This is a genomic window from Microcoleus sp. SVA1B4 (assembly GCF_036700545.1).
In the GTDB taxonomy this organism is placed as follows: domain Bacteria; phylum Cyanobacteriota; class Cyanobacteriia; order Cyanobacteriales; family Microcoleaceae; genus Microcoleus.
Map to the genome: position 1 here is coordinate 4,993 of NZ_JAUBPB010000011.1, position 16,662 is coordinate 21,654.

Annotated in this window: 16 protein-coding genes; 11 read left to right on the plus strand and 5 right to left on the minus strand. The window is 47.6% G+C overall.

Features of this window, described 5'->3' with window-relative positions; all coding sequences use genetic code 11:
* The 4 genes from QT987_RS07625 to QT987_RS07640 form a co-directional block, all read left to right on the plus strand.
* Positions 1-3,069: S8 family serine peptidase (locus tag QT987_RS07625; protein ID WP_333238700.1), on the plus strand; the 3,069-nt coding region annotated here is incomplete at its 5' end.
* Positions 3,070-3,139: 70 nt separating this feature from the next.
* On the plus strand, positions 3,140-3,334 hold the full coding sequence (locus QT987_RS07630) for a hypothetical protein (protein ID WP_333238702.1): 195 nt from the start codon (positions 3,140-3,142) through the stop codon (positions 3,332-3,334).
* A gap of 143 nt (positions 3,335-3,477) precedes the next feature.
* Positions 3,478-3,729: a DUF433 domain-containing protein gene (locus tag QT987_RS07635; protein WP_333238704.1), complete on the plus strand. Its 252-nt coding sequence runs from the start codon at positions 3,478-3,480 to the stop codon at positions 3,727-3,729.
* The gene (locus tag QT987_RS07640) at positions 3,713-4,072 is read left to right on the plus strand and encodes a DUF5615 family PIN-like protein (protein ID WP_333238706.1); all 360 of its coding nucleotides are present in this window, start codon (positions 3,713-3,715) and stop codon (positions 4,070-4,072) included. The genes QT987_RS07635 and QT987_RS07640 overlap by 17 nt, the downstream gene beginning before the upstream one ends.
* A 159-nt stretch (positions 4,073-4,231) precedes the next feature.
* Here the strand turns inward: QT987_RS07640 and QT987_RS07645 are convergent, their stop codons facing one another.
* The 4 genes from QT987_RS07645 to QT987_RS07660 all read right to left on the minus strand — a co-directional run bounded on the left by QT987_RS07645 (position 4,232) and on the right by QT987_RS07660 (position 5,519).
* Positions 4,232-4,594, minus strand: a complete 363-nt coding sequence (locus tag QT987_RS07645; RefSeq protein ID WP_333238708.1) for a type II toxin-antitoxin system PemK/MazF family toxin — start codon at positions 4,592-4,594, stop codon at positions 4,232-4,234.
* Positions 4,579-4,818 carry a hypothetical protein gene (locus QT987_RS07650; protein ID WP_333238710.1) on the minus strand — a complete coding sequence of 80 codons (240 nt, stop codon included), beginning with the start codon at positions 4,816-4,818 and terminating at the stop codon, positions 4,579-4,581. The genes QT987_RS07645 and QT987_RS07650 overlap by 16 nt, the downstream gene beginning before the upstream one ends.
* A gap of 114 nt (positions 4,819-4,932) precedes the next feature.
* Positions 4,933-5,199, minus strand: coding sequence for a type II toxin-antitoxin system RelE/ParE family toxin (locus QT987_RS07655; RefSeq protein WP_333238861.1), 267 nt, complete (start codon positions 5,197-5,199; stop codon positions 4,933-4,935).
* 56 nt (positions 5,200-5,255) lie between these two features.
* On the minus strand, positions 5,256-5,519 hold the full coding sequence (locus QT987_RS07660) for a type II toxin-antitoxin system ParD family antitoxin (RefSeq protein ID WP_333106311.1): 264 nt from the start codon (positions 5,517-5,519) through the stop codon (positions 5,256-5,258).
* A 233-nt stretch (positions 5,520-5,752) separates the two neighbouring features.
* On the opposite strand from QT987_RS07660, the gene QT987_RS07665 reads away from it, so the two are divergent.
* The 5 genes from QT987_RS07665 (at position 5,753) to rodA (ending at position 8,901) form a co-directional block, all read left to right on the plus strand.
* A complete protein-coding gene (locus tag QT987_RS07665) occupies positions 5,753-6,055 on the plus strand; it encodes a PASTA domain-containing protein (RefSeq protein WP_333238712.1) in 303 nt (100 codons plus the stop codon).
* On the plus strand, positions 6,052-6,453 hold the full coding sequence (locus tag QT987_RS07670; RefSeq protein WP_333055264.1) for a hypothetical protein: 402 nt from the start codon (positions 6,052-6,054) through the stop codon (positions 6,451-6,453). The genes QT987_RS07665 and QT987_RS07670 overlap by 4 nt, the downstream gene beginning before the upstream one ends.
* A 245-nt stretch (positions 6,454-6,698) precedes the next feature.
* Positions 6,699-6,902, plus strand: a complete 204-nt coding sequence (locus QT987_RS07675) for a tetratricopeptide repeat protein (protein ID WP_333238863.1) — start codon at positions 6,699-6,701, stop codon at positions 6,900-6,902.
* Positions 6,903-6,963: 61 nt separating this feature from the next.
* Entirely contained in the window at positions 6,964-7,311 is a 348-nt protein-coding gene (locus QT987_RS07680) for a VOC family protein (RefSeq protein WP_190661613.1), read from the plus strand.
* 330 nt (positions 7,312-7,641) lie between these two features.
* Complete coding sequence (rodA, locus tag QT987_RS07685; RefSeq protein WP_333055266.1) at positions 7,642-8,901, plus strand: rod shape-determining protein RodA; 1,260 nt, start codon at positions 7,642-7,644, stop codon at positions 8,899-8,901.
* A gap of 449 nt (positions 8,902-9,350) precedes the next feature.
* Here the strand turns inward: rodA and QT987_RS07690 are convergent, their stop codons facing one another.
* Complete coding sequence (locus QT987_RS07690) at positions 9,351-10,715, minus strand: proton extrusion protein PcxA (protein WP_333238714.1); 1,365 nt, start codon at positions 10,713-10,715, stop codon at positions 9,351-9,353.
* Positions 10,716-10,767: 52 nt separating this feature from the next.
* Here QT987_RS07690 and QT987_RS07695 point away from each other — a divergent pair, with 52 nt between their 5' ends.
* Positions 10,768-12,978 carry a recombinase family protein gene (locus QT987_RS07695; RefSeq protein ID WP_333238716.1) on the plus strand — a complete coding sequence of 737 codons (2,211 nt, stop codon included), beginning with the start codon at positions 10,768-10,770 and terminating at the stop codon, positions 12,976-12,978.
* Positions 12,979-13,357: 379 nt separating this feature from the next.
* The gene (locus QT987_RS07700) at positions 13,358-16,645 is read left to right on the plus strand and encodes an Ig-like domain-containing protein (RefSeq protein WP_333238718.1); all 3,288 of its coding nucleotides are present in this window, start codon (positions 13,358-13,360) and stop codon (positions 16,643-16,645) included.
* Positions 16,646-16,662 lie beyond the last annotated feature (17 nt).

Genomic DNA, 16,662 nt, shown 5'->3' on the forward strand with positions numbered 1-16,662 from the left:
CCTCCTGTGGAAACGCCACCGATTGATCCAAAACCGCCTGTGGCTGTCGCGCCACCTGTGGAAACGCCACCGATTGAGACAACGCCGCCGGTTGCTGTCGCGCCACCTGTGGAAACGCCACCGATTGATCCAAAACCACCTGTGGCTGTGGCGTCTCCTGTGGAAACGCCACCGATTGATCCAAAACCGCCGGTAGCTGTCACGCCTCCTGTGGAAACGCCACCGATTGATCCAAAACCGCCGGTTGCTGTAGCGCCTCCTGTGGAAACGCCACCTGTGGAGACAACGCCACCTGTGGAAACAAAACCACCTGTGGCTGTAGCGCCACCGATTGAGACAACGCCGCCTGTGGAAACGCTGCCTGTGGCAACGCCGCCTGTTGCGACAACGCCACCTGTAGCAACGCTGCCGACCCCTCCAACACCACCGGTGCAACCGCCTACGATCGCCCCGGAAGCGCCTCTGGTTGGACTTGAGCCGATCGATGATATGTCGCAGCCGATCGACCCCGAACCGCCTATTGAAACCGTATTACCGATTAGTTCGCCGCCAGAAAATCGCGCCTTTATCGGCATCATCGATACTGGATTTGCGACGAAAAATCCCGATTTGGATTACTCTAAAGTGACATTGGGGCGCGATCGCATTGACAAAGACAGCAATCCTTTGTTTACTGCTGGCAGTGGTAACGAACACGGCACATTTAGCTGGGGTTTAGTGAGTGCAATTCAAGGCAACGACAAAGGCATTGATGGTTACAACGATAAAGCGAATGTTTACCTAAGTCGGGCAATTGGTTCTGGGGAATGGGATTTAGGATTGACAGATTTTGTGGGTGAAGCGAAGGCACAAAAGAAAAAGAATGCGATCGCACTTTTGCCCCTCGATTTAACTCAAAAGAATGCTGACGGAACCATTACCACTCGTTACGAATTTACCAACCGAGAACGTGCTGCATTAGAAAATGCGCGTCAGAATGGAGTGCTGTTAGTTGTTGCTGCTGGGAATGACGGCGGTGTGATGTCAGTTTTGGGTCAATCTTCCCAGGAGTTTGAGAATATTCTCACGGTTGGTTCATCTGATGGATTTGGGCGATCGGATTATTCCAGCTACGGCTATGGTTTGGATATTTTAGTGCCCGGAGGTGCGATCGAAAATCCGACTTTATCGACTGTTGGCGATGATTTAGGCACGATGGCGGGAACTTCGGCATCCGCGGCTAAGGCGGCGGGGATGGCGTCTAAGGTTTGGGAGAGTAATCCTGATTTGAATCCTACCCAAGTGATTGACATTTTGACTGGAAGTGCGATCGATGTGAAGGAGCCCGGATGGGATAAGGAGACGGGTTTTGGGGTGGTGAATTTCAATAAGGCTGTGCAAGTGGCGAAGGATACAAAGCCGCAAAGTTACACACCTAGTCCTTTCTTGAGTCCGACAACTTGGGGTTTGGAAGGACAAGTTACCCCCTGGGAACGAGCGACTTATGACCTGAAAACAGGAGATTTTACCTCTATTATTTGGTCAACTAATGGTGTGAACCTCCGCCATAGCCCGAGTTTGAGCGATCGTAGCGATGTGAGTATTGGATACAAAGGTGAGACTTTCAATTTCGATGCTTGGACTTACGGCGAAGCAGTCCCGGATCTGACGACAGGTGAGCAGGATGCTTTGTGGTATCGGATAAATCAAAATGGCAAATCCTACTGGGTACCGAGCGCATACACGAAGGGCTACCCGCCTGGAAACCCCCCATTACTGCCACCCACAGACAATCCCGTTGTGCAGCCGCCCACCGACAATCCCGTTGTGCAGCCGCCCACAGACAATCCAGTCGTACAGCCACCTACAGACAATCCTGTTGTGCAGCAACCTACTTCAATTAATCTCAACGGATACAACGTTGGTGGCAATTTCTATCCTGTTTTCCAGAATTCTCAAAGTACGCTGGGAAATCCGATTTCAGGTGTCATCAACTATAATGGTGCCAGCTATCAGCTATTTGATAAAGGATCGATCGTCAGCAGCCAGTATGGAACTTTTCCACTTTACGGTGCTATCCGTCAGACATTCTTGAAAAACGGTGGATTGGAGGGCTGGTTAGGTGTTCCCAAGACTGGGGAAAAGGATCTGGGGAATGGGAATAAGGTTCAATACTTTGAAGGCGGTTACGTTTACTGGAATGGTGGTAAGGCGACGGCTTACAAAGAAGGTACTGCTTTGCCATCTGTATCTGTTCCGTCTAATCAGCCGATCTCTGGCAAAGGTAATACAATTCGGACAGGTGAAGGAGGAAATTTCTTTCCCGATATAGTTTCAAGCATTGACAAATACTACGATGATTCTTTCCAAGTATCAGGTAAAGGCAAGACATTTGGTGGATATCGTACCCGTGAGAATGATGATCGTTGGTGGGATTTGCAAACTGGAGATGCTTGGCTGTACTATAACCAATCCGATGTCACTAACATGAACGTGAATCCAATCTTAAAAAGCGTAAAAGCCGACAATAATGTTCATGCAGTTTACAAAAAATTATCAGAAGCTATTTTTGGAGCAGTTCATAAATCGGAAGCTGGATATGCTTATGACTTGGGTTATAAGCAGGGAGTTGGCATGGCTCATTCGGGAATTGATATTAGCACAACGCAAACAAAGAAAGCTGTGCATCCTGCAACTGATGGTAATATATTTTATGTTTCATCGTATAATGAGTTTGATACAATGAAACTAAAAGATGGCACGACTTTCAATTCAGGAGTTGCTGTAGCAGTTAAGGAGACAGTTAATAAAAAAGAAACTGGTCGAATATGGTGGTATTTACATTTGGATACACCTCAGACAACTGGTTTGTCAATCGGTTCTCAGGTAACAGCAAATACCACAAATTTTGGTAGCCCAATCATTAACAGTGGTAATAATCAACATTTGCATATAACTGTAACAACTGTTCAGTCTTTACCTGAAGCAAAAAAAGCACTTTTCAATGATGCCTCTGAAGGTACTATTTTAGGTCGAACAATGAGTCCTTTACAAGCTTACTGGGAATACAATAATGGGATTTCTCGTTAGGTAAGCGATCATTTTACCCAAGTATCACCGCTCTGGGAAATCTGTTTTTGGGGGAGAAAGAGTAGTGATCATGTTTGTGGAATTAGAGAGTACGATCGTCTTCTATAATCAAAGTGCAATCGCCCTTCCCCTCAAGAAGTGCGATCGCCCTCCGCTAACTCTCACCAACAATAAAAGCGATCGCCCTTTTGGAACTATCCGAAAGGGCGATCTTCTTTTGTTTGAGACGAAAGATCGATCGCCCTTCTTACAACATCCGCGTTAATCTGCGTCCATCTGCGGTAAAAAAGATCGATCGCCCTTTCTAATAATTCAGAAGGGCGATCGCTCCTGCTAAATTTATGATATAATTACTCATCAGTTACAGCTTGACTTGCCCACTTCTTTTGATATAAAGGAGTAAAGCCCGTGAAAATAGAAGAATTACTGCAAAGAAAAGGGATTATTCACCGCGATCCAGAAATTATGAGCGGTGTCCCCGTATTTGTTGGAACTCGCGTTCCCTTAAAGACTTTTTTCGACTACCTGGAAGGTGAAAGCGGTTTCGCAGAATTTATTAATGATTTTCCTTACCTAGAAAGTCAGGCAATTAAAGTGCTAGAAAATCTAACTAAGATGATGCTCTCGCTAGAAAGTGATTCAAATGCTTATATTGCTTGATGAAAATCTGTTGAGTCAAAAACTTAAGCAGCCTTTCTTAGACGAGGGTCATTCAATCAGCAATGTTTATGACATGGGGTGGAGAGGGCTAAAAGACCGGGAAATTCTGGATCGATCGGAGAATCATCCTTTTGATGTTTTTATCACCGCCGATAAAAATCTTCCCTATCAACAAAATCTAGCAAGTCGTGTTATTACAATTGTGGTGTTAGATTCTAGCAGTACGAGGCCAGACCATCTGGTACCTTTGATGAGACAAGTTAGCACTATGATATTGTCGCTACCAACGGGTTCCGCAGTTCGCATTAATGATACTGGGGATGTGGTTTCCATTAGTCCTTGATCGATCGCCCTTCTTACATCCGCGTTAATCTGCGTGCATCTGCGGTTAAAAAAAAGTGATCGCCCTTTCTAATAATTCAAAAAGGCGATCGCCCGTTTATAATCAAAATGGCGATCGCCTCGTAACCTATTGATTATTTCTTCTTTAAAAGCTTGAAAATTACAAAGCAAACACGATTCTGAGAGCTAGATCGATTTTTACGATCACCTCTGGTTCAAGTTCACCTCGGATATCTACCCCACGAGAACCATAATCAATAGGGCGCGTTTGCAAACAATCAGCAATAGATTTTTTTGTTAATCCATTTCTTTGAGACGGTTCAATCTCTACATTACTTTTAATCTTGGCTTTTTTTTCACTCCAAGCAGTAATTGGAACAACCTGGATTACAGGAACTCGCTCATTATAAGTATTGTTGGTCACAACAACACAAGGTCTAATTTTCCCCGTTTCAGAACCCTTTGTTGGATCGAGATTAACTTCAATAATTAAACCGCGTTTCAATTTTATAGCTTCAGCCATTCTTCTAAACCTAATTCCGTCAATTCTTGCAAGTCTGTATCTTCCTTATAGATTTCTGCATAGAGAGCAGCGGATTCTTCCAATCGCTCCGCTTCTAATGCTAATTCCAGGCGTTTAATTGCGATTCTTACTACTTCATTTGCGTCTTTAAATCCATACTTTTGACAACTTTGGAGAAATTTTATCTGAGATTCATCCAGTTCAAATGTTTGCTCTTTCATCATAGTAAAAATTCTGGAAAGCTTTGGTGTATTACTCTTGAAAACTAGGATAAAATAAACTGCCAATTTAATGATAACATACATTTCCCAAAATTCCTAAATACCAGTCGATCGCTCTTAATCTGTCTCATCAACATTATCCAAGATATCTTCGATGTCCCGTGCCCCGTGAATCACGCGCAAAATTTCTACCTCTGAGTCTATCAGACGGGAGAAAATCAGATATCTTCTAAAACCTTTAATAGCTTGTTGTCGCACATCGATTAAATTAGGATGAGAAAATTGACAGCGTTTTCCCATTTTTGGCGTTTGTGCTAATTGTTTAAATGTTTCTTCGGCCGCGACAAGAAAGGGATCGGAAGCATCCATGTTATCTTCGGCAATGTAAGTGGCTTATTCTATCAAGTCACGGATAACTTGCGGACGTTTTTGGATCGAGGTCATTTTTCTCCCTGCAACCCCTGATTTTGGGAAATACGCGATCGCACAGCTTGACGAATCTCCATCCAATCTTCCTCCGTCATCGCGGTAGGATTTCCCGATTCCAAACCCTCTAATAACATCGCTTCCAAACGTTCTGAAGCTTTGCGTTTTTGGTCTTGGCGAATTAATTCACGGAAATATTCGCTAGCTGTACTATAACCACCTTGAGCTACCTGTGCTTCTATATAAGTTCGCATTGAGTCAGGTAGAGAAATATTCATGCTTGTCACGGGTATTACTTACCTCATTTAACTCGTTATCTTATTATGGCAAATTTTGCCATTTTTTGTCAAGCCTCACACAACCTGTAATTTTGTAATAAGAAATTGGGAAGATAGATCGCCCTTTCTCATCCTGATTCAGAAAGGATCTCGCCCATCATTCATCAATCATGGCGATCGCCCGTTTTATAATCAAAATGGCGATCGCTCAAAATCTTTCCCATTCACAACCAATGAATCCAGCCGCACAAAAACTTCCAGATTTGACAGGACAAACCTTATCAGAAGCGATCGCCATACTGGAGAGTTACGGCTTCCAATTTCAAACCAGCACAAAAGGTGGCTATCAAACCTTTGAACATCCAGACGGCAGTATCATTCATATTAGACCAAATGGTGAAATAGTCCGTACAGGGCCTCATATACGCGGGACGGAGGGCAAAACTTACCGTCGTAGATACAATAGAGATGGAAATCAAATAAAATTTGAACCAGGGGCTAAGACACATAATACCGGAGAAAAAGTGATTCTATGACAACCGATCTCGCACTCAACCTCAAAACCTTTTTAGAAGACTTAAAAAGTGCCGATTTAGTAGGAGTTTCACTCCGCCCTCAAAATCTTGGCTTGCGTTTAGACTTCACCTTTGGGCCCGAAGTGGGAGATGTAGCGATCGAGTTCGATCGCATTCTTCACCTAGTGATTTCTCGTCCCCTCAATTCCGATGATGAAAATTACTGTTTTTGGGTAGGAGAAGTCGAACTCAGAAAGCTTGAAGAAAAGGCTGAAACTTTCTTATCTTCCCTGTCCTATCCTTTCACTTTTCCGGCTAATTTAGATTTATCTGCTTTGAGTCATTTTCGGTTGGAAGGGGATATTTTTATTGAAATAATTTGCGAACACTATAAGATTTTTCAGGAAGTTAAAAATTAACTCCTATTTTTTAAGCTTTATGAATCACAAGAGCGAGATCCCTTCTTGCATCCGCGTCAATCAGCGTCCATCTGCGGTTAAAAAAGAGCGAGATCCCTTTCTAATAATTCGGAAGGGCGATCGCCCAGGCCGACCAAAACCAGTACACTACCATCAAAGCCAAATCTCTCAGCGGTATAGCAGCGCTGTACCGAGAACCGGGAGAATTTGACCAAGCCCTGCAGCACCATGCAGAAGCAATCGAAATACTCGATCGAGCCAGCGCTAAATTAGACCGAGCCGAAGCTTGCTATCAACTAGCACTAACAGAACAAAAACTTGGTAACATCGAGAAAACTCAAGAAAATTTTGAGCGCGCCATTCAACTGTTCAGCGAAATGGACGCCAGCAAACAAGTAGAAAAAGTACAGTTAGCTGCGACCCAAAAAACTGAAAAAATACCTAATTAATTCAGAAATAAATCCGAAAATAGATACAATAAACGAAAGAACAACCATAAACTTTGTAGATATGAAACTAAAACGATTGGGACACGTAGCCGTCTGCGTGCAAGACATAGAGAAGTCTGCTGAATTCTACCGCAACTTGGGTATGGAGTTAGTCTGGAAAGATGCAGACTGGGCTTATTTGAAAGCAGGAGAGGACGGATTGGCGCTGTTGAGTCCGAGTTACGACCAAGCAGGGCCGCATTTTGGGTTTGTATTTGACGATCGCACCGAAATGGAATCCGCCTACGAACAACTCAAAGCCGATGGTGTTTCCGTCACCCACATCCACGAACACCGCGACGGTACTGCATCCTTTTACGGCAGAGATCCAGATGGGAACGGCTTCGAGTACCTTTACGAACCGGCCTGACGATTCTAGGGCTTACGAATCAACACCCAAGAAACCGGGTTTTTAGCGGTTTCTGCGAGTTGCAGTGCGTCTTCTCGACAAAAACCCGGTTTCTGACCACGTGCGCGAACTAAATTAAGTAAGCGCACAGAAAAAAATAGAATACCCAGATACCGGGCGCAGGCGTTCCTTCTTCCGTTCCCGGAACCTCCCTAAAACTCGCCGAATAAAGTTACATACTTACACCGAGGCTTCTCAAGTAAGGTGCAGGCTGTGAATCCAAAATATATCCACAACTTCCGAAAATCGGCTCGATAATCTAAAATCTAAAATCTAAAATCTAAAATCCTCATGTTGCAGAGAATACAAGTCAGAAACCGCTGGAAATCAATCTTCAAACCCTGGGAAGAAGCAGACCCTTGGCTGTTTGGCGCTTGCATCGCCCTCACCATCTTCGGGGGAGTCATGATCCGCAGCGTCGAAATCAACCAGGGGATGATCGACTGGTGGCGGCACTGGGTAACTGGGGCAGTGGGTTTGATCCTCGCCATCATCATTTCCCGCTGCCGTTACCAAACACTGATTGAGTGGAAATGGCCGATTTACATATTAATCAATTTGTCCCTGATCGCAGTGCGGTTTATCGGTACTACAGGGCTCGGTGCCCAGCGGTGGATCAACATCGGCGGCTTTTACCTGCAACCGTCAGAATTTGCCAAAGTAGGCATGATTATCACTTTAGCAGCTCTCCTGCACGACAAGACTGTCCCCACGGTGGGTCATATGTTGAGGATGCTGGCGATTATGGCTGTACCTTGGGGATTGATCTTTGCCGAACCAAATTTAGGTACTTCCTTAGTCTTCGGCGCGATCACAATGGGGATGTTTTACTGGGGAAATGTCAATCCCGGCTGGCTAATATTGCTATTCTCTCCTCTCATCTCAGTTCTCCTCAATAACCTGTATACACCGATTTGGGTAGCCTGGGTAGTTGTTGCAGGTATTATCGCTTGGCGAACCCTGCCTTGGCCCTGGTTGGGGACTTTCGGTGCTGTGTTGGTGAACGTTGTTTCTGGACAAGTCGGACAGCTTTTTTGGAATGTACTCAAGGATTATCAAAAAATGCGTCTGACAGGGTTTTTAAACCCGGAGAAAGACCCTTTAGGTAGCGGATATCACTTGATTCAATCTCGGATTGCTATTGGGGCCGGGGAACTGAAAGGCAGGGGTTTGTTTCAGGGAACGCAAACTCAGCTTAACTTTATTCCCGAACAGCATACAGACTTTATCTTTTCAGCCATTGGCGAAGAATTGGGGTTTATTGGCTGCATTTGCGTGCTGTTTGTCTTTTGGGTAATTTGTTTCAGGTTGGTGACGATCGCTCAAACTGCTAACGATAATTTTGGTTCTTTGCTGGCGATCGGCGTACTGTCAATGTTGATTTTTCAGGTATTCGTAAATATTGGGATGAACATTGGCTTGGCGCCGGTTACGGGCATTCCCCTGCCTTTCCTAAGTTACGGGAATGCGTCGCTGCTGAGTAATTTTCTCGGCCTGGGACTGGTGGAGGCTGTGGCCAGCCAGCGACAGCGCAAGAAGCGTTGGAATTAGGTCATTGGTAATGGGTAATGAGTTTTGGGAATGCGATCGCCCTTTTGATTTCTTTCGAGAGATTCTGCGGGCGATCGTATTTTTTGTCGATCGGCCAAGGCGCATCTAAATTTTACGCTTCCTGAGCCGAGCCTTTAGGACAGTTAAGTTTGATAAAATTCTTGGGGGCGCACGAGAACCCGCCCAAAAATAAAATTTAGAGGCCCAACACCTGAAGTACACCGACTTAATTAAACCACTATTGACGCAAACAATAAATGCTTTTGTGCGCTATGGGTAAGCCACTCTCTGTGCAGTGGAGACCCTACTGAGGAAGTTATTAATGCCTGAAACCCTTGCTAGTATTACATCTTTTTTTTCTTCCTTTCTTCTTTCTTTCTCCTTTTTCCTTCTTCCTTTTTCCTTCTTCCTTCTTCCTTCTTCCTTCTTCCTTCTTCCTTCGCCTCTGATTACTCGTTCATATTCTTGTACGTAGCAACAGCAGAAGGCGAACTCCGGTTTAAATAACGGAATATCCAATACTTAAATACCGTATCCAAGATAACTGGAAACGTCGCAATGAACAAAAATATGAACTGCCTATTTTCTGGTAGTCCCAAATGCCTCGATAAACCTTCGAGAATTACTTCCCAACCGTGAGGCGAGTGGAATCCCACAAACACATCTGTAAACAAAATAATTACGAAAGCTTTCGCACTGTCGCTGAGGCCGTAAATCACATCGTCCATAAAAGACTTTAAAATCTCAATCTCTTTCTTGTTAGTGACGATAATCGCGGCAAAAGCCATGCAGGAAATCAAATCAGCAAAAATATTTTTAATGGCTCCACCACTTTCAGCGCGGTATTCCTCCGCTAGTTCAACTGCTTTCGCGGCAATCATCTTTTCCGTTTCCTCTAAAGAAAGCGAGGGAGCAGTGCCTATTAACCTTTGAAAATTGAGGTGCTGCTCAAATCTCTCCAGTTCTTGAAATGCTTCTTCTTCCAGGTTAACATTTATGAAAACGGGAGCATTTTCTTGACCTCTAAAATGGTCAACTATCGGGCCGACTAGAAAGTTTTTGGAAATTTGATTCGTCAACAGCGGAACTAAAATCAAAAGCAAAATAAATCTGAGAGAAATAATTGTTTTTACTTTGGAATTGCGAAAATTCTTGACTACTTCTTTTTCAGCTCCAGGGTCTAAATCTTTAGTGATGCGATTCAAAGTCCCCAAAAGCGATCGCGGTAATAAATTTACTTCTTCATAGTTAGTGTCAACCTCACCATCGTGAATTTGAACAGAATTAGCTGAACCTTTATTTTTTGGATCGGGTGGAGAGCTGCTATTTGTAGATTTTGCCGACAAATTTACTGAACTGACAACCGGAACAATTGCCGTCGATCTACTATTATTAATATACTTGTCGATAACTCCATCAATAAACTCTAGCTTCTCAAATATAAGGGATTCTCTATCTTTCTTGTTGAGATGTAATCCGTGCTGGTGATAATCAGCGCTGTCCCCCGTTTTGGGTTTAGCCCCCACTCGCTCCGGCAGTTCCAAAAAAGAACGGCTAGCATTAAACTCAACCATTCGGGTTTGGATGACCTTGAGGTATTTTTGCAGTTCGGATTTAAAGTAAGACAGGGTGCTTTGTCCGTAATCTCCCGATCGCTCAGAGATTCCTTGGCCACCAAAATGCTCGTCTTCGATCGCCTTAATTGCTAAGGCAGCATCGTAGGCTTGTTCTAGAGCTCTCTCAGGCGTTTCTCGATACCATTGGTGAAGGCTGTAGAGATATTTTACAATCCTGTTCCAGGGAGAAGTATTCATAGCTAAAGCTGGTTAGTTGGCTGTAGACATTAGTGATTAAAGTATTCACGGTATGGTAACAAATTTACATAAATTGAGAACTGCCACGGAGGATTCAATTTGGATTATCGGATCTGCCCGCAGCGGCAAAACCACTCGTTTAGTCGAGCAGTTCTGCATTTGGAGCAAAACTGTCAAGCCTCTGCCTGCAACAGTTTCAGGGCGATCGAGTTCCGGGCGGAGGCGGGCGGGACAAACTGCCCCAGCAATTTTAGTCTTAGCAGCTAACGGAGACAACCGGCTAGAATTAGCCGATCGCATCGCCGTCGCTACCGAAGGAAAATATACCTTTCACTCCACAACACCCTTCGGTTTTTTTGAGCAGGAAGTATTGTTATTTTGGCCCCTGCTAGTTCAGTCGCTGGATTTGAGATCTCAATTTCCCCTACGGCTGCAACCTGAAACAGAACTGGAACTTGCCGCGAGACTCTGGCGTCGCGAACTAGACGAAGGCATTTTGCAAAAAACAGGGGTCAGCCCAAATCGAATGGTGCGTCGAACACTAGACTTATTACAACTTGCTGCTGTCAGCGGTACACCGAGAGAAGAGATTCCCAGCATTCTGGAACAGGGATTTGCTATCTCAGGCGGCTCGACCAACCTGTGGACTAGCATGGGAGAGTTGCTGGAAAGGTGGCGGGAATGGTGCTTGACGCGGGGGCTCCTGACTTACGGGATTGTTTGCGAACTCTACTGGCGCTATTTGTTGCCGGATGTCAGTTACCAGCAGCATTTGGCCTCTAGATACCAAGCTGTGATCGCAGACGATGTTGACGATTATCCGGCGATAAGTCGCCATTTGTTCGATCGAATGCTCGACCAAGGTGCGGCGGGGGCTTTCTCCTACAATCCAGATGGAGGAGTGCGTTTGGGCTTGGGGGCGGACACGGAATACCTAGCCCAACTCGAAAGCCGCTGTCAAAGTGTGGAAAATTTGGACGCAAAAGCGGGTTTAGCCGCAGAGATTGGAGAGTTAGCGGTAAGTTTAGCAGTTAATACGGAGGGTTTTTATCCTTTAGGCTTGAGTTTGCCCGGTAAAGTTCGATCGCTCCAAACCACTTCCCGGGCTCAACTGCTGCGAGAAACCGCCGAAATCATCGTCGATGCGGTGAAGTCACAAGCCGTGGAACCGCAGGAAATCGCCGTAATTGCCCCTGGGATGGATGCGATCGCCCGTTACAGTTTAACGGAAATTCTCGCGCGAGATGGTATCGCCGCCGTATCTCTCAACGATCAGCGGCCGCTCTCGACTACCCCAGAGATTCGAGCTTTACTCACTTTGTTAGCCTTAGTTTATCCGGGACTCGGCCGTTTAGTCGATCGAGACGGCACAGCCGAAATGCTGGTAGTGTTGGGCAGCCAGAAACACCGTTCATTGGAAACAGAAGATTCTAACTCGACTTTCAATCTAACATCTCAAATTCACCATCAAAAATCGATCGACCAAGTGAGAGCAGGTTTAATCGCCGATCACTGTTTTTGTCCAGATATCGATCGACCTCAATTGCTGCCAATTACAGCCTTTCCCCGGTGGGACAGAGTGGGACACCGAGCAGCCAGGGCCTACGAGCACATTGTCGAGTGGATCGAACAACAGCGATCGCAACAGCAGGAGCGCCTGTTGCCGAGCCCAATTGCCCTACTCGATCGAGCCATCCAGAAATTTCTCATGAACGACAGATACCTGCCCTACGATCGGCTAGCAGCCCTGCGCGAGTTAATGGAAACCGCCACCCACTACTGGGAAATCAACGGGCGAATGCAGCGCGTAGAACCAACAAATGGCGGCGACTCAGAAACGATCGCCCGGTTCATCCAGTTGTTGCGCCAAGGAACCGTCACCGCCAATCCCTTTCCAGTGCGTCCCGAAGGCCCAGCAGCCAGAGCCGTCACCCTCGCCAACATCTTCCAGTACCGTAGCAGCCGCCGCGCCCACAAATGGCACTTTTGGCTGGATGCCGGCTCGCCCCTGTGGCTGAGTGGCGGTGCGGCGACATTGTTTGGCGCTCCCTTATTTTTGCGATCGCAACTGGGGCATCCCTGGGAAACCGAAGAGGAAACGGCGGCCGACCAACAGCGACTGCGGCGAATTCTGCTAGATTTGTTAAGTCGCTGTTCCCTGCTTTACCTGTGCCACAGCGAACTATCCGTCAGTGGACAAGAACAAACCGGGCCGCTTCTGCCCCTAATTAACAGCTCTGTTTCTTGTCAGCAGTCAGCATGAGGCATTCACTTCTGCAGGCAAAAGGCAAATCTGTATTCAGCATTCAACATTCGGAAAGAAAAAATTATGACGGCGAAGATTTTTATTTTTTCTGATTCTGGATAAATAAACCGGGCTGACTCCAAGCCCGACTTCTAGGTTCTCTCGATCTGGCGCGATATTAAAGTATACCCAACATAGGCCTCAAAACGTGCAATCATTAATATTTTGAGATCAAAAGATGCCCCGCTTAAAAAATATCTATAGCCGTGGCAGTTTTGATTTAGTATGTTAGAAATGATGGGGTTATTAATCAATTTTAAGCCAGATTGGTGGCAACAAACTGATACTAATCAGTTCTTAAAGTAAATCGGGATAGTCGTTTAAAGGAGCCAAAATAATGCCAAGTGCAGTGCCATTAGTAATTATACCACCTCCAACACCAGAACCAGAGACGCCAGAACCAGAGACGCCAGAACCAGAGACGCCAGAACCAGAGACGCCAACACCTCCGACGCCGCCAACACCTCCGACGCCGCCAACACCTCCAACACCTCCATCCGGGGACGACACAATTGGCGACATAGACGACACAGGGGGCGGAGGCCAAGGTACCTCGCCCGGAATCATCGGCGGCGTAGTCCGCGGCACAGAAAGCAACGACTCCTTAGCTGGCAGTCCCGGCCCCGACGTGATTTCCGGGCTGCAAGGCAACGACACCTTGCAAGGAGTCGGAGGCGACGATTTACTATTTGGCAACGACGATGACGACGTGCTGTTCGGCAATGAGGGCAACGACGTTCTTGATGGCGGTTCAGGACTCGATACCCTGTACGGAGGCAAAGATAACGACTCCCTCGATGGGGGAAATAACCCTGACCTGCTTTATGGCAATGACGGCAACGACACGGTAATCGGAGGCGAAGGCAGAGACACGGCTTACGGCGGCAAAGGCAGCGACAGCTTGCGTGGCGGTTCTGGCGACGATAGCTTTTTGGGCGATCGAGGTGACGACATTCTGTGGGGCGACCAAGGCAACGACTCGCTCTTCGGTGGCGACGGCGAAGACTTGCTATTTGGCAACGAAGGAGGCGACTGGCTATACGGAAACGCCGGCGGGGACACAATTTTTGCCGGCGACGGCGACGACATCGTATTCGGCGGTGACGGCGACGACATCATAGACGCCGGTGCAGGCAACGACGTTATTTGGGGCGAAGCAGGCAAAGACGTAGTGGCAGGAGGCGAAGGCAGAGATGTCTTCGTCATCGGTGCATTCAGTTCCCCCAGCGGCAGCAGCGACGGCACTAACGCGGCATTTATCACCACAGGCGGCCCCGATCTCGCCGATGCCGACATTTTCACAGACTTTCGCCAAGGCGAAGATTTAATCGGGTTAAGTGGCGACCTCAAGTTTGAAGATTTGGTAATCTTCCAAAGCACTGAGACGAAAGCCGGCAGTACAATTATTCGCAACGGCGTCAGCGGCGACTTTTTAGCAGTATTGCCGGGAGTAGACAGCAGAACCCTAGGGCGAAGCTCATTTGTAATTGCGCCCACAGTTCCCGGCAGCGCAACTCCACTTCCCCTACCGACGCCGACAGACAGTCCGACACCGACAGGAAGTCCGACGCCGACAGGAAGTCCGACGCCGCCGACACCGCCGACGCCGCCGACACCGCCGACGCCGCCGACGCCGCCGACACCGCCGACACCGCCGACACCGGACGAGCCGCTGCCGACGTTCCCGACGCCGAATTTGCCGACGCCGACAGGAAGTCCGACGCCGACAGGAAGTCCGCCGCCCATCTTTAACCAACCTCCAAGAGCAGTTAACGATAACTTCACCACGGTTTCGGGTCAAGAGCTCAGTTTCAACGTTCTGTTGAACGACACTGACCAGGAACAAAGCGCTCTGACTGTCACGACTTTTGCTCCAGCAAGCAAAGGGAGCCTGGTTCCCGTGGGCGGCGGCGTATTCAAATACACCCCGAATCCGGGCTTCTCGGGAACTGACAGCTTCAGCTACTCGATCTCCGACGGCAGCGGTGGCACAAGTAAGGCGGTAGTAACCATCAACGTCAGTAGCCCGCCCCAGCTAATAATTAACGACGGTGTAGTTGTTGCCAAAAGTAATCCTATCCAGACAATCACTGCCGCCGATTTGTTAATCACAGATCCCGACAACAGCCCCTTGGAAATCGTTTACACGATTACTAAAGCCCCCGATGCTACCAGAGGTTTTGTCCAAAGGGGTAGCACGTTTCTCAACGTCGGCGGCAAATTCAGCCAAGACGATATCAACAACAACATCGTCAAATACAACTTGCTGGCAGAAGGTGGCAGCGACAGTTTCACGTTTACAGCCTCCGATGGGTCTGCAACTATCGGGCCGGCATCCTTCAGCATCACGGTGGTAGATAATATTGTCGATCGCAGCGCACTCCCGGCCAGCAGCTTTACAGGCAGCAACCTCAGCGACTTCATCGTCGGCGGGCCCGGCGACGATACCCTCGCTGGGGGCGAGGGCAACGACATCATGGACGGCAGTGGCGGCAACGACCTCCTATTCGGTGAAGCAGGCAACGACTCGCTGGTGGGTGCGATCGGCAACGACACCGTTGACGGCGGACTGGGCAACGACACCCTCGACGGCCAAGACGGCATAGACTCGCTGATCGGCGGACTGGGCAACGACCTGATGTTCGGCGGCAATGACAATGACAACCTAGCCGGCGGTGACAACAACGACACCATTGACGGCGGAACAGGCAATGACTCGATATTGGGAGAATCCGGCGAGGACTCGATACTTGGTGGCGCCGGGATTGACACCTTACTTGGTGGCATTGGCGACGACTCCCTCGACGGCGGTGCAGGCGACGACATCCTCGACGGTGGACTGGGCAGAGACTTGCTCGACGGCGGTATCAATAACGATTCCATCTTGGGCGGGGACAACGATGACACGATTTTGGGTGGAGAAGGCAACGACACGGGACTCGGAGGTTCGGGCAATGACTACCTGTTGGGCGAGGCCGGCAGCGACTCTCTGTTAGGCGAAGCAGGCGACGACACTCTCGACGGCGGTGCCGGCAGCGACTGTCTCAGCGGCGCCTTCGGCAATGACTTGATATTGGGTGGCGATGACAACGACTCGCTTTCGGGCGGTGAAGGCAATGACATTTTGGGCGGTGGCAACGGTTCTGACTTGCTCACGGGCGATGCTGGCAATGATTTCTTCTACTATGAAACTCCCAGCGAAGGCGTGGACGTGATTGCTGACTTTAACGCTAACGGCAGCGAGACCGACAGATTTTTGTTCAGGTCGTCAAATTTCGGAGGTTTAACCAACTCAGGAACTACTCTCGATTTCACCAGTTTTATCGTCAGGAATATCGGGTCTAGCGGCGACGACATTAGCAAGCAATCAGTCATTTTGTTTGAATCTAAATTTGACAACGCTCAAGCAATAAATGCAGTGTTGAAGAATCAAAACGGTTCGAGCAAAACGGGAGCTTTCTTCGTGTACCTGAACAATACTTTTAACAAGTACGTTCTCGGCTTCGACCCGAATGTGGCAGATGACAGTCTCCCAGCTTTCGATTTGGCAGTGTTGAATTCTATTCCTACAGTGCCCGGAGCGCTCAGCACCGTCATTACTGCATCTGACTTTAAGTTTATTTAGTAGTTTTGAGTAGCGTC

Bases quoted from the DNA above. Each gene is read 5' to 3' on its own strand.
- QT987_RS07650 (WP_333238710.1), bottom strand. From the start codon at position 4,818: ATGATGAAAGAGCAAACATTTGAACTGGATGAATCTCAGATAAAATTT.
- QT987_RS07680 (WP_190661613.1), top strand. From the start codon at position 6,964: ATGAAACTAAAACGATTGGGACACGTAGCCGTCTGCGTGCAAGACATA.
- QT987_RS07700 (WP_333238718.1), top strand. From the start codon at position 13,358: ATGCCAAGTGCAGTGCCATTAGTAATTATACCACCTCCAACACCAGAA.
- rodA (WP_333055266.1), top strand. From the start codon at position 7,642: ATGTTGCAGAGAATACAAGTCAGAAACCGCTGGAAATCAATCTTCAAA.
- QT987_RS07695 (WP_333238716.1), top strand. From the start codon at position 10,768: ATGGTAACAAATTTACATAAATTGAGAACTGCCACGGAGGATTCAATT.
- QT987_RS07690 (WP_333238714.1), bottom strand. From the start codon at position 10,715: ATGAATACTTCTCCCTGGAACAGGATTGTAAAATATCTCTACAGCCTT.
- QT987_RS07670 (WP_333055264.1), top strand. From the start codon at position 6,052: ATGACAACCGATCTCGCACTCAACCTCAAAACCTTTTTAGAAGACTTA.
- QT987_RS07645 (WP_333238708.1), bottom strand. From the start codon at position 4,594: ATGGCTGAAGCTATAAAATTGAAACGCGGTTTAATTATTGAAGTTAAT.
- QT987_RS07660 (WP_333106311.1), bottom strand. From the start codon at position 5,519: ATGAATATTTCTCTACCTGACTCAATGCGAACTTATATAGAAGCACAG.
- QT987_RS07630 (WP_333238702.1), top strand. From the start codon at position 3,140: ATGTTTGTGGAATTAGAGAGTACGATCGTCTTCTATAATCAAAGTGCA.
- QT987_RS07665 (WP_333238712.1), top strand. From the start codon at position 5,753: ATGAATCCAGCCGCACAAAAACTTCCAGATTTGACAGGACAAACCTTA.
- QT987_RS07640 (WP_333238706.1), top strand. From the start codon at position 3,713: ATGCTTATATTGCTTGATGAAAATCTGTTGAGTCAAAAACTTAAGCAG.